This window comes from Streptomyces sp. NPDC088747, from assembly GCF_044751025.1.
In the GTDB taxonomy this organism is placed as follows: domain Bacteria; phylum Actinomycetota; class Actinomycetes; order Streptomycetales; family Streptomycetaceae; genus Streptomyces.
The window spans coordinates 120,186-132,646 of the sequence record NZ_JBIVKZ010000017.1 but is presented as its reverse complement, the minus strand read 5'-3'; the positions used below and the strand labels follow the sequence as shown (position 1 = coordinate 132,646).

12 protein-coding genes and 1 pseudogene are annotated in these 12,461 nt (G+C 71.8%); 5 read left to right on the top strand and 8 right to left on the bottom strand.

All coding sequences use genetic code 11. From position 1 onward, the window contains the following. Positions 1-86: 86 nt before the first annotated feature. A complete protein-coding gene (locus ACIP79_RS32720; protein ID WP_401229011.1) occupies positions 87-977 on the bottom strand; it encodes a shikimate dehydrogenase in 891 nt (296 codons plus the stop codon). Positions 978-1,207: 230 nt separating this feature from the next. Here ACIP79_RS32720 and ACIP79_RS32715 point away from each other — a divergent pair, with 230 nt between their 5' ends. Then, entirely contained in the window at positions 1,208-1,900 is a 693-nt protein-coding gene (locus ACIP79_RS32715) for a TetR family transcriptional regulator (RefSeq protein WP_401229009.1), read from the top strand. Between the two features lie 256 nt (positions 1,901-2,156). Continuing rightward, positions 2,157-3,509, top strand: a complete 1,353-nt coding sequence (locus tag ACIP79_RS32710) for an MFS transporter (RefSeq protein WP_401229006.1) — start codon at positions 2,157-2,159, stop codon at positions 3,507-3,509. A gap of 75 nt (positions 3,510-3,584) precedes the next feature. Here ACIP79_RS32710 and ACIP79_RS32705 read toward each other — a convergent pair whose 3' ends face one another. Continuing rightward, on the bottom strand, positions 3,585-4,199 hold the full coding sequence (locus tag ACIP79_RS32705; protein WP_401229003.1) for a TetR/AcrR family transcriptional regulator: 615 nt from the start codon (positions 4,197-4,199) through the stop codon (positions 3,585-3,587). Positions 4,200-4,380: 181 nt separating this feature from the next. Here ACIP79_RS32705 and ACIP79_RS32700 point away from each other — a divergent pair, with 181 nt between their 5' ends. Further along, entirely contained in the window at positions 4,381-5,310 is a 930-nt protein-coding gene (locus ACIP79_RS32700; protein ID WP_401229242.1) for an NAD(P)-dependent oxidoreductase, read from the top strand. Here the strand turns inward: ACIP79_RS32700 and ACIP79_RS32695 are convergent. Further along, on the bottom strand, positions 5,266-5,703 hold the full coding sequence (locus ACIP79_RS32695; RefSeq protein WP_401229240.1) for a PPOX class F420-dependent oxidoreductase: 438 nt from the start codon (positions 5,701-5,703) through the stop codon (positions 5,266-5,268). The genes ACIP79_RS32700 and ACIP79_RS32695 overlap by 45 nt on opposite strands. Positions 5,704-5,906: 203 nt before the next feature. On the opposite strand from ACIP79_RS32695, the gene ACIP79_RS32690 reads away from it, so the two are divergent. Next, positions 5,907-7,133: a serine hydrolase domain-containing protein gene (locus ACIP79_RS32690; protein WP_401229000.1), complete on the top strand. Its 1,227-nt coding sequence runs from the start codon at positions 5,907-5,909 to the stop codon at positions 7,131-7,133. 120 nt (positions 7,134-7,253) lie between these two features. Here the strand turns inward: ACIP79_RS32690 and ribA are convergent, their stop codons facing one another. Further along, positions 7,254-7,985 (bottom strand): GTP cyclohydrolase II, encoded by a 732-nt coding sequence (ribA, locus tag ACIP79_RS32685; protein WP_401228997.1) that lies wholly within the window; start codon positions 7,983-7,985, stop codon positions 7,254-7,256. 38 nt (positions 7,986-8,023) lie between these two features. On the opposite strand from ribA, the gene ACIP79_RS32680 reads away from it, so the two are divergent. Beyond that, positions 8,024-8,803: a creatininase family protein gene (locus tag ACIP79_RS32680; RefSeq protein WP_401228994.1), complete on the top strand. Its 780-nt coding sequence runs from the start codon at positions 8,024-8,026 to the stop codon at positions 8,801-8,803. A gap of 218 nt (positions 8,804-9,021) precedes the next feature. On the opposite strand, the pseudogene ACIP79_RS32675 reads toward ACIP79_RS32680, so the two are convergent. The 4 genes and pseudogenes from ACIP79_RS32675 to ACIP79_RS32660 form a co-directional block, all read right to left on the bottom strand. Then, positions 9,022-9,780: pseudogene (locus tag ACIP79_RS32675) on the bottom strand (lysylphosphatidylglycerol synthase transmembrane domain-containing protein); the annotation flags it as partial. Positions 9,781-9,881: 101 nt separating this feature from the next. After that, entirely contained in the window at positions 9,882-10,796 is a 915-nt protein-coding gene (locus ACIP79_RS32670; RefSeq protein ID WP_401229237.1) for a class I SAM-dependent methyltransferase, read from the bottom strand. Positions 10,797-10,831: 35 nt separating this feature from the next. Further along, the gene (locus tag ACIP79_RS32665; protein WP_401228990.1) at positions 10,832-12,034 is read right to left on the bottom strand and encodes a glycosyltransferase family 4 protein; all 1,203 of its coding nucleotides are present in this window, start codon (positions 12,032-12,034) and stop codon (positions 10,832-10,834) included. Further along, positions 12,031-12,429: a 6-pyruvoyl tetrahydropterin synthase family protein gene (locus ACIP79_RS32660; RefSeq protein WP_383688020.1), complete on the bottom strand. Its 399-nt coding sequence runs from the start codon at positions 12,427-12,429 to the stop codon at positions 12,031-12,033. The genes ACIP79_RS32665 and ACIP79_RS32660 overlap by 4 nt, the downstream gene beginning before the upstream one ends. Positions 12,430-12,461: the final 32 nt, after the last annotated feature.

Below are 12,461 nucleotides of genomic sequence, written 5' to 3'. Positions count from 1 at the left end.
CTCCAGGGGCGCGGGGAACTGCGCGAGCAACCCCCACCGCTCCCGCACCCGCGCACCACTTCAGCCCCCCTCCCCCCGAGGCGCCCTCAACCCCGCGCACCCGCGGCCCCCGCACCCGCCGGGGCGGCCAGCTCGGCGATGTCCGCCAGCATCCGCCCACTGTCGGGCTCCCGCCCGGTGAACAGCCGGAACGCGTCCGCCGCCTGGAAGACCGCCATCCCCCCACCGTCGAGGGTGGCGCACCCCCGTTCACGGGCCACCCGCAGCAACTCGGTCTCCAGCGGCCGGTAGACGACCTCGGCGACCCACAGCCGTGGACTCAACAGCGAGGCGGGGAACGGCAGTCCCGGATGCGCGGCCATCCCGGTGGGCGTCGCGTGCACGACCCCGTCGGCCCGGTCGAGGAGATCCCCGAGCCCCTCCGGCGTCCCGGCGGCGGCCCGCCCTTCACCGAAGTGCCGGTTCAGGGAACCGGCGAGACCGGCCGCCCGCTCGGGCACCGCGTCGACGACGGTCACGTGCCCGGCGCCCAGGGTGAGGACGGCGTGCGCGACGGCGGCCCCCGCACCGCCCGCGCCCAGCTGCACCACCCGGTCCAGCGGAACGTCGGGCAGCCCGCGCGCGAAGGAGGCCGCGAACCCGGTGACGTCCGTGTTGTGGCCGATCGCGCGACCACCCTCGAAGACGACGGTGTTGACCGCGCCGAGCGCCTCGGCCTGCGGGGCGAGTTCGTCGAGGTGCGCGATGACCAGTTGCTTGCAGGGGTGCGTGATGTTCAGTCCGTCGAAACCGAGATCGCGGGCGGCGCGCACGAGCACGCCCACCGCTTCGGGGCCGACGCCGAGCCGGTCGAGGTCGATCAGCCGGTAGAGATAGCGCAGCCCCTGCCGGTCGGCCTCCCGCTCGTGCAGCGCTGGGCTCAGCGAGGGGCCGATACCGGATCCGATCAGGCCGACGAGGTACGAGTTCTGGTGCACGGCGGGCCTCCGGGCTGCTGCCGAGTGACAGTCTGCTGACGTGTCGCGGGCGACGGATGAGCGACAGGCACTCACTAATGTACGAACTGGTTCGTTAGTCAGTGATACCAGGGCGGCGCCCGTTCGGGAAGACCCGGACGGGAAAGCCCGTACCGGCGGCCTGCTTCTACAATCGCGGGCACCGGTCCCGCACCCACCGCTCGACCCGCCCCTCGCCCGAAGGAAGCCCGATGACCAGCGTCGAAGAACCGGCACGACCCAACGGGCGCATCCGTGACGCCGCCCGCACCAAGGCCGAGATTCTCGACGTGGCGACCGAGGAGTTCGCGCGCGCCGGTTACGCCGGCGCGCGGGTGGACGAGATCGCCGCCCGCACCCGCACCACGAAGCGGATGATCTACTACTACTTCGGCGGCAAGGAGCAGCTGTTCACGGCCGTCCTGGAGCGCGCGTACACGGTGATCCGGCGGGCGGAGCAGGAGCTGAACGTCGAGCACCTGGACCCGGTCGCGGCCATCCGCCGGCTCGCGGAGCTCACCTTCGACCACCACGAGGCGCATCCCGACTTCATCCGCCTGGTGAGCATCGAGAACATCCACGAGGCGGAGCACATCGCGGCCTCCGAGGAGCTCGGCAGGATCGGCTCCCCGGCGCTGGACGTGATCAGCCGCATCCTGGAGACCGGCCGTGGGTCCGGCCTGTTCACGGCCGACGTCGACGCCGTGGACCTGCACGCGATGATCAGCGCGTTCTGCTTCTTCCGGGTCGCCAACCGGCACACCTTCGGCGCCCTCTTCGGCCGCGACCTGGTCGCCCCCGACCAGCGCGAGCACTACCGGAACATGCTCGGCGACATGGTCATCGCCTACCTCACCGCGGAACGTTCGCGGGACCAGGCGGCGGACCTTCCGGCGGACCACTGACAGCCCGTGCCCGGAGCCTTCACCGGACCCGGGCACGAGAAATCCTTCGACGCGACCTCTTGACACCCGGGAAACGCGAGCGCAACATCCGTAGCCATCCGCTACTAACTATCCAGTGGGTTAATTAGCCGGGCGCCCAGCAGTCCAGCAATTGGGCGAAGCGCGCACCCGGCACGGCCGGCCCGCCACCCCAGGGCCCCGGCACCCCTCCCCCGCCGCCACTCCCGTCCCCGGAGTTCCCTCGAAGGAGCCAGCCGTGTCTGTCCCCGCCGTCCCGCTCGACGCGCCACCCGGCCAGCCCAGGAAGGCCGCCACGGCCGCCTGGATCGGAAGCGCCCTGGAGTACTACGACTTCTTCATCTACGGCAGCGCCGCCGCCCTGATCTTCCCCAAGGTCTTCTTCGACGAGTCCGACCCGGCCACCGCGACGCTCCTCTCGCTCGGCACCTTCGGTGTCGCGTACGCGGCCCGCCCGATCGGCGCGCTCTTCCTGGGTCACTTCGGCGACCGGGTCGGCCGCAAGAAGATCATGGTCTTCACGCTGATCCTGATGGGCCTGTCGACGTTCCTCATCGGCTGCCTGCCGACCCGCGACCAGGTGGGCGTCCTCGCCCCGATCCTGCTGGTCCTGTGCCGCGTCCTCCAGGGCATCTCGGCCGCCGGCGAGCAGGCAAGCGCCAACTCCATGACGCTGGAACACGCGCCGCCGGACCGGCGCGGCTTCTTCACCAGCTTCACGCTCAGCGGCACCCAGGGCGGCCAGCTCCTGGCGACGCTGGTCTTCCTGCCGGTCGCCGCGCTGCCCGAGGACCAGTTGCTGTCCTGGGGCTGGCGCATCCCGTTCTGGGCCAGCGTCGCCGTGGCCGTCGTCGGCTTCGTCATCCGCCGCACGCTCCAGGAGACCCCGGCCTTCACCCAGCAGGCCGCGTCCGAGGGCGTCGCCAAACTGCCCCTCGCCATCCTGCTCCGCGAGCACTGGGCGGACGTCCTGCGGGTCGTCGCCGCCGCCCTCATCGCCTCGGTCAGCACGATCTTCACGGTGTGGGCGCTGGCGTACGGGACCAGCGACTCCGTCGGTCTGTCCCGCTCGCAGATGCTGTGGGTCGGCGCGCTCGCCAACCTGGCGGCGCTCGGCGCGATCCCGTTGTGGGCCAGGCTCTCCGACCGCGTCGGGCGCCGTCCGGTCTTCCTGGTCGGCGCGGTCGGCAGCGCGATCATGATGTTCGTGTACCTGTGGGCGATCTCCACCGGTTCCTACCCGCTGATCCTCGTGCTCGGCATCATCACCTTCGGCATCGTCTACAGCGCGGCCAACGGTGTCTGGCCGTCCTTCTACGGCGAGATGTTCTCCACCCGTGTCCGGCTCTCCGGCATGGCGATCGGCACCCAGATCGGCTTCGCCGTCGCCGGGTTCGCCGTCACCTTCGCTGCGCAGATCGCGGGTCCGGACGGCGACGGCTGGTTCGGCGTCGCCCTGTTCACCGCGGCCCTGTGCGTCCCGCCGGTGATCGCCGCGCTCACCGCCCGCGAGACGCACAAGGTGCCGACCGAGCGGCTCGGCGAGCGTGCGGTCTCCGAGCCCGCGGGACGGGAGAAGGTCGCTGTCTGAGTCCGCCCGCCGTCCCAGGTCCCCGGCGCCCGGCAGGCGTGCGGGGACCTGGGCTCTGGTTTTCCCGCGGGTGTCCTACGACTCCACCGGCACGGGCCGGTTTCCCGAGCGCGCCGCGTCCAGGAGGGGGCCGAGCTCACGGGACACGGTCGTCAGCGCCCGTACGTCCCGCTCGGCCCTGGCGATGAGGAGCGCGCCCTCCAGCGCGCTGATCATCAAGGTGGCGAGGGGTTCGGCGCGGTCGCGCGGAACGCCCAGGTCCGTCAGCGCCCCGGCGACCGGACGGCTCCAGCGGGCGAACGCGGCGGCGGCGGCCGTCCTGGTGGAGTCGGTGGACTCGGCGCAGTCGACGGTCGCCGCGGCGACGGGGCAGCCGGCGGCGAACCCGGCCGTCCTGTACTCCTCGGTCCACTGCCGCACCATCGCCGCGAACAGACCGCTCGGCGTCGGCTGCGGCATCCCGGCGAGGAAGCGGGCGACGCGCTTGGCGGCGTAGCCTCCCGCCCAGTCCACGGCCTCGTTGACCAACTGCTCCTTGCCGCCCGGGAAGTAGTGCTGAAGAGAGCCGCGCGGCGCGCCCGCGTGCGCGGCGACCTCGCGCATGCCCGTCGCGCTGACCCCGTCGCGCCGGATGAGCTGCGCCGCGCTGAACACCATTCGCTCGCGCGGCCCCCGTCCGGAACCCGCCATCGCCGACCTCCCTTTCTGGGCGCCCGTCGGGGGCGCCGCTACGCGCCGGAGTCCGTCCGTACGCGTCACCTCGACTATGACAGCCGTCATGGACCTCGCTACCATGACGGCTGTCATAGTCGGCGGTTCGGTGGTGGGACGGCCCGGCGCACCCGCCGGCCGGCCGGGAACGGGGTGCGTCGTGCAGGTGGGTTTCATCGGCCTCGGAATCATGGGACAGCCCATGGCGCTCAACCTGGCGCGGGCCGGAACCGCCCTCGTCGTCTGGAACCGCACGGCCGCCAGGACCGAGCCGCTGCGCGCGGCCGGCGCCGAGGTGGCCGCCTCTCCCGCCGAGGTCTTCGGGAGTGCCCGGGTCGTGTTCCTGATGCTGGCGAACGAGAAGGCGATCGACTCCGCCCTTGGCCGGGGCACCCCGGACTTCGCCGCGCGCGTGGCCGGACACACCGTCGTGCACATGGGCACGACGTCACCGGAGTACTCGCGCGGGCTGGCGGCCGACATCCGCACGGCGGGCGGCCGGTACGCCGAGGCGCCCGTCTCCGGCTCGCGGGTTCCGGCGGAGGCCGGAGAGCTGGTGGCGATGCTCGCCGGGGACCCCGAAGCGGCCGCGGAGGTACGCGCGTTGCTCCGGCCGATGTGCCGCGAGACGTTCGACTGCGGGCCGGTGCCGAACGCCCTGCTGATGAAGCTCTCGGTGAATCTGTTCCTGATCACCCTGGTGACCGGCCTCGGCGAGGCGTTCCACTTCGCCGACCGGCAGGGTCTGGACCGGAAGCTGTTCCTGGAGGTGCTGGGCGCGGGACCGATGTCCAGCGCCGTCTCCCGGATGAAGGCCCCCAAGCTGCTGGAGCGCGACTTCGCCGTGCAGGCCGCGGCCCGCGACGTCCTGATGAACAACGAACTGATCGCCGAGGCCGCCAGGAAGGCGGGCCTGGCCTCGCCGTTGCTCGACGTCTGTCACGCCCTGTTCGAGGAGACCGTCGCCCTGGGACACGGGGGTGCCGACATGGCGGCCGTGCTCACCGCGATCGAGGCCCGCACCGACGGCGCGGGCCGGGAGGCGTCAGGAGGCGGGAATCCCGTACGCGCGCTCCACCCGGAGGCGTAGGACGAGACGCCGGTCGCGGACCATGGCGGCACGGAAGTCGTCCCAGTCGGGGTGCTCCCCAAGGACGTCGCGGTAGAGCCTGACGAGTTCCTCGACGGTCTCGTCGTGCGGATCGGCGGCGACGGGGGTGAGTTCGGCCGTGCCCTCGGTGACGGTGTAGGCCCACCGGTCCCCGCTGGTGACGTGGTACGAGGCCCGCGTGTCCCGGCGCAGGTTGCGGGTCTTGGCGCGGTCGTCGGTGAGCGAGACCCGGATGATCCGCTCGTCGGGGTAGTAGGCGTGGCTCACGTTCGACAGCTGGGGTCTGCCGTCCTTCTTGACGGTGACCAGCACCCCGCCCTTGTACTCGGAGAGCAGCCCGAGCAGCGCGTCCTGCGTCGCGTCCTGAGTGATGTCCTGAGTCATGTCCTGCTCAACGCTCCCCATCGCGTGAGACATTCCGGGCAACCGACGCCGCTGAGGCTACCGGGATCCCCGAGGAGGCCGGGACGCATTCGCAAGGAGTTCATCAACAAGTGCGGGGCAGACGGCGGTTCATGAGTCTGTACGGGACCATGAAGCGAGTTGGTCCAAGAGCCGCAGCCCGGAGGAGAGTCATGGGACACCTGCGACAGGAGGTCGAGCCGCGCGAGGCCGATCTCGATCCGAAGGCGCTGGCCCGCCTCGATCAGCACTTCGCCCACCTGGTCGACGACGGCAGACTCCCCGGATTCCTGGTGTCCGTGTCCCGGCACGGCCGCGTCGCCCACCTCACCACGTACGGCTGCCGCGACCGCGAGGCCGGACTCCCCGTCGAGACCGACACCCTGTGGCGGATGTACTCGATGACCAAGCCGGTCACCTCGGTCGCCGCGCTGATGCTCATGGAGGAGGGCCGACTCCGGCTCGACGATCCCGTCGCCGACTTCATCCCCTCCTTCGCCGAACCTCGGGTGTACGTGGAGGGATCCGGCCCGGACACCAGGACCCGCCCGGCGGCCGGACCGATCCTCGTCCGGCACCTGTTGACCCAGACCTCTGGCCTGACCTTCGGCTTCTACCACACGCATCCCGTCGACGCGCTGTACCGGGAGGCCGGCCTGGAGTCGTCCGTCCCGGCGGGTGCGGACCTGGCCGAGACCTGCGAGGTGTACGCCGGGCTGCCGCTCCAGTTCGAACCGGGTACGCAGTGGAACTACTCCGTCGCCACCAACGTTCTCAGCCGCGTCATCGAGGTGGCGTCCGGCCAGGACCTCGACGTGTTCCTGGCCGAGCGGATCTTCGGGCCGCTCGGGATGAAGGACGCGGGGTTCTGTGTCACGGACGAACAGGCGGGAAGGCTGGCCGAGTTGTACGGGGAGGACGAGGACGGCGGGATCTCCCCGATCGTCGGTCTGCCCCTGCACGGCCGCCCCCGCTGCGTGTCCGGGAGCGGCGGCATGGTCTCCACCGCCCACGACTACCACCGCTTCATGGAGATGCTCAGGCTGCGCGGGGAACTCGACGGCACCCGTCTGCTGAAGCCCGCGACCGTGGACCTGATGGTCTCCAACCACCTGCCGGGCAACGCCGACCGCCGCACCTTCGGCAGCCTCGCCCACCAGGAGCCGTCCAACGCGGGCCTCGGCTTCGGTCTCGGTGTCTCCGTCGTGGTGGACCCGGAGATCACCCAGTCCCCGGCCGGCCAGGGCGCGTACGGCTGGAGCGGAGTCGCCAGTACGACGTTCTGGGTGGACCCGGAGAACGACGTGACCGTGCAGTTCCTGACCCAGGTCCGCCCCGCCTCCTCCCACTCGATCTTCCGCGAACTGAAGCGGCTGGTGCAGGAGTCGGTGCTGGACTGAGCCCAGCACGCCGCCGAGCGGAATCAGGTCCCGCCGAGGGAGCCGACGCTGACGACCGTGAAGACGACGACGCTGTCGTCAAAGGGCTGGGATTTCGGCGGCGTCGGCTTCTCTCGTTCCTCAGTGATAGCCGTCCTCGCCGATCCGCAGAAGATCGCGGTGGTCCAAGTGGGCGCCGTTCCGGTCGGATCCGCCGAGGTGGGCTCCGTCCAGATGGGGCAGGTCGTGGTCCATGCGCTCGCGCTTGGTCAGCAGGTAGCTGAGGTTCTCCTCGCACGGCGGGATCAGCAGGGGGACCTGTTCGGCGACCCTGATGCCGTCGCGCAGCAGGGCCTCACGCTTGCGCGGGTTGTTCGACATCAGCCGCACGGACCGTACGCCGAGGTCGTGCAGGATCTCCGCCGCCACCCGGTAGTCGCGGGCGTCCACCGGCAGGCCCTGGGCGAGGTTCGCCTCGACGGTGTCCATGCCCTCCGACTGGAGCTGCATGGCCCGGAGTTTGGCGAGCAGGCCTATGCCCCGGCCCTCGTGGCCCCGGAGGTAGACGAGGATGCCGCGGCCTTCAGCGACGATGGCGCGCAGCGCGGCGGCGAGTTGGTCGCCGCACTCGCAGTGCATGGACCCGAAGGCGTCCCCGGTCAGGCACTCCGAGTGCAGCCGGGTGAGGGTGTCCCCTTCACCGATGTCGGGCAGGTCCCCGTACACCAGGGCCACTTGTTCCTCGCCGCGGTCGTGGTCGAGGTAACCGACGGCGTGGAATGCGCCGTACACGGTGGGCAATGGGGCAATCACGACGCGTTCGACACCTGTGCGGTGGGCATTCCCGCCGAGTGCTCCAGAGTTATCTGTCATGATCTGATTCCTAAGCAGAGTCGAAAGGCCGTGAAAACATGAGTGGTTCGGGAACGCGCTCGACGGTATCCGGTCTGTTGCCGGTAGACACCACGGATGACGTACGAGCGCGCGGCGCGGGTGTGTCACGGCAGGTCGCCGTGCTTCCCGTGGGGAGTTTCGAACAACACGGGGCGTTCCTTCCGCTCGCGACGGACACACTCGTCGCGTGTGCCATCGCGCGGGAGATCGCGGCCGCGTATCCGGTCCACCTCCTTCCTCCGGTGACGATCTCCTGCTCGCACGAGCACGCCGCGTGGCCGGGGACCGTCAGCATCTCTTCCGTCACGCTCCACGCGGTGGTCAGGGACATCGCCGACTCGCTCCGCCGGTCCGGCGTCGACACCCTGGTGCTCGTCAACGGCCACGGCGGAAACTACGTACTGGGCAATGTGGTTCAGGAATCCGCGGGCAGTGGTACGCGCATGGCGCTTTTCCCGGCCATGGAGGACTGGGAAGGCGCGAGGGAGCGGGCCGGAGTGGAGACCTCGCTGCTCAGCGATATGCACGCGGGGGAAATAGAGACCTCCATTCTTCTGCACGCCCATCCGGAATTGGTCAGGGAGGGTTATGAGACCTCCGATTTCCTCGCGGACGACCGACGGCACCTGCTGACGCTCGGGATGTCCGCCTATACCGAGTCCGGTGTCATCGGCCGTCCTTCGATGGCCGACGCCGGGAAGGGGAAGGAACTGCTGGCGGGGCTGACCGAGGCGTTCGGGGCGTATTTCTCCCTGGTGACTTCGGCGAACCCGCCCCTGGCGAAGGGGACTTCGTAGACCGGGACTTCGTAGACCGGGCCTTCGGAGACCGGCGCTGCGGAGACCGGTACCTCGGCGGTCGTCGATCGTCGGCATTGCTCATGCCCTCCCGCGCTCTCCTCCCGGGGGCGCCGGAGCGCCGCCGACCACCGGACGACCAGGACGACCACGCCGGGCAGGCTCGCGGCGAAGCTGAGCACCCCGTAGACCACGGCGACGGTCAGGCCCATGCTCGCGCCGAGGCCGGCGGCGCCGAACGCCCAGGCGGTGACACCCTCGCGGGGGCCCCAACCACCCACGTTCAGCGGCAGGCCCATGGCGAGCAGCGCCAGCAGGGCCAACGGCAGCAGCTGGGCGGCGGACGCGGTGGATCCGGCGACGCGGGCGGCGAGCAGGAACGTCGCGAGGTGGCCGGCGAGCACGACGACCGACGAGAGCGCGAGGCCGGGCCAGTTCTCGCGGGCCAGCAGCGTGCCGCGCGCTTCGACGAGCGCGGCGCGCAGGGCACCGAACCGCCGGGCGCGGCCGGGCGCCCGCACCTTGCGCACCGCGCCGAGGGTGACGACTCCGCACACCGAGACGACGGCGAGGAGCAGCGCGAGGTGGCGCGTCTCGGCGAGCACCGGGGACGGCTGGGTGAGCAGGACCCCCGCCCCGACGGCCAGCAACACGGCCTGCCCGGCTGTCCGTTCGAGGACCACCGCTCGTACGCCGCGACCGATGTCCCCGGCGCTGCGGCCGTGCCGTACGGCGCGGTGCACATCGCCGAGGACGCCGCCGGGCAGCGCCGCGTTGAGGAACAGAGCCCGGTAGTAGTCGGCGACGGCCGGGGCCAGCGGCAGCCTGATGCGCAGTCCGCGCGCCACCAGGCACCAGCGCCAGGCGCTCAACACCGTGGTGAGCAGCCCGAGTCCGACGGCCGCGAGCAGGGTCGGCGCGTCGATCCGGCGCAGGCCGTCCAGGAAGACGCCGGTGCCGAGCCGCCAGAGCAGCACGCCGAGGATCGCGGTACCGGCGACGGTGCCGAGGTGGGTACGGATCCGGCGGGCGTTGACGCGGACGCGGCTGGGCCTGCCGTCCGCCGTCACCGCCGCGCTCACAGCGCGCCGCCCGTCGGACGGGGCAGCGCGAGCAGGTCGCTGTGGTGCACGACGACACGCAGCTCGCCCGCCGCGGCGGTCGCCGACCGGGACCGGAGGTACTCCTCGGCGTGCGCGGCGAGTTCGGGGCGCTGCTCGCAGGCCGCGCCGACCCAGCCGCGCAGCCACTCCTGGGCGAGCTCGGCGGTGTCGGGGCCGAGCCGCCACGGGCTGGGGTGGGTGCGGACCGTGGCGCCGTGGCGGGCGAAGGCCTGGGAAGCGGCCGTGATGGCGTCCGGGCCGAGCAGGTCGTCGCGGCGCTGGTGGGCGTTGAACGCCTCGGCGAACTCCGCGTCCAGCGGGTCGGACGGGGTGATCTCGACGCGGCCGACGACGGAGAGCGTCAGCAGGGCGGGTACTCCGGCGCCCGTGCAGGCCGCGGCGAGCCGGTCGATCTCCTCGCCGGTGAGGACGTCGAGGAGCGCGGAGGCGGTGACCAGTGAGGCGCCCGCCAGGGCGTCGACGGTCAGCCGGCCGATGTCGCCGCGCTGGGTGGTGACGGTGACGCGGCTGCCGTCGGCCGCCGAGCGCGGTGCGCCGACGGTCGCGAAGTGCAGGAGGTAGGGGTCCCGGTCGTGCAGGATCCAGTGCTGGCCGCCGTCGAGCCGGGGCGCGAGCCAGCGGCCCATGGAACCGGTGCCGCAGCCGAGGTCGTGGATCACCAGGTCGTCGCCGCGTCGTCCCGGCCGGTTCGCGAGCCGTATCCGCAGGGTGTCGAGCAGCTCCGGTGCCCGCGCGGCGGCGTCGGCGCCCTCACGCAACTGGAGCCACTGGGGCGCGTACCGCGTCACGTCGTCGGCGCCGGCGTCGACACGCTCGCCCGGCGCTCCCGCGCGCACCTCGGACCCGGGTACGTCCGGGACCTCGGGCATGTCCGGTACCTCCGAGGCAGTGATGGCCGTACCGCTCATGCCGCCCTCCGGGGTTCGCGGGGCAGCCGTCCCAGGACGCCGGCCAGGGTGCGGGCGGTGGTGGCCCAGCCGTTCAGCGCGGTGCGCCGGCCGCGGGCCGCGGCCTTGAGCCGGCGGCGCACGTCGGCCTCGCCGAACCAGCCGCGCAGTTCCACGCCGAGGGCCGCCGGGTCCTCCGGTGGTACGAGGATGCCGGGCACGCCGCCGTCGGGCGCGCGGCCGACCGCCTCGGGAAGCCCGCCGACGTCGGTCGCCAGCACCGGGATCCCGCGCGCGAGCGCCTCGGTGACGGCCATGCCGTACGTCTCGGCGTACGAAGTGAGGACCATCAGGTCGGCGGCGGCATAGCTCGCGTCGAGCTCCGCGCCCGCCTGCGGTCCCACCAGGTGCAGCCGGTTGCCGAGGCCGTACTTCTCGATCTGGGCGCGGATCTGGGCGACGTACGCCGGATCCTGGGCGAGTCCGCCGACCAGGACACAGCTCCAGGGCAGGTCGGTGACGGTCGCGAGGGCCTCGACCAGCCGGTGCTGTCCCTTGCGCGGGGTGACCGAGGCGACGCACAGCAGCCGGGAGACGCCGTCGGTGCCGGAGGCGAGCGGCGCGATGTCGGCGCCGGGCTCGGCGACATGGACGCGTTCGGGGGCGAGTCCGTGGTGGGCGACGAGCCTGCGCACCGCCCATTCGCTGGTGGCGACGACGGCGGACACGGCCCGTAGCGTCGTACGTTCCCTGGCGTCCAGGTCGGCCGCCACGGCGGGGGCGAGTCCGCGCTCGTCGCCTAGCGGCAGGTGCACCAGGACGGTGAGGGCCAGCCGTTCGGCCTCGGGGACGATGATCTCGGGGACACCGCAGGCGACGAGACCGTCGAGCAGGACCGTCGAGCCGTCCGGCAACTCCCGCAGCGTGCGGGCGAGTTCGGCACGGGCGTTGGTGCCGGGGCGCGGCCACTCGCCCGCGACGGCGTGCCGGTGGACCTGCCAGCCGAAGCCGGGCAGGTCCAGGCAGAGCCGCCGGTCGTAGGCGTTGCCGCCGCTCGGCGCGGCGGGGTCGTCGACGCCGCCGGGCATGACGAAGTGCACGGAGCGCAGGGACATGGGGATGATCTCGGCCTTCTGGAGAGCCGCGTTCTGCACCGGCACGTAGTTCAGCGGGGCCCGGTCGCCGTTCACCGACGCCTGGTCGATGGTCGTGTCGGTCACAGCGCACGCTCGTAACTCGCCCAGGCGATGTGCGACTCGTGCAGGGTGACGGTGATGCCGGCGAGCCCTTGGGCGCCCTCGCCCAGGGCTCCGGCGAGGATGCGGTCGGCCAACCGGTCGGCGATGACCTTGGCCAGGAACTCCGTCGAGGTGTTCGTGTCCTTGAACACCGGTTCGTTGTCGAGGTTGCGGTAGTTCAGGTCGCTGACGACCGCGCCGAGTTCCTGCGTGGCCAGTCCGATGTCGACGACGATGTTGTCGTCGTCCAGCTCGGCGCGCCGGAAGGTGGCGTCCACCAGGAACGTCGCCCCGTGCAGGCGCTGCGCGGGGCCGAAGACCTCGCCACGGAAGCTGTGGGCGATCATCAGGTGATCGCGGACGGTGATGCTGAACAACGGACGACCCTCCAGGTGCGGTGCGTCTGATC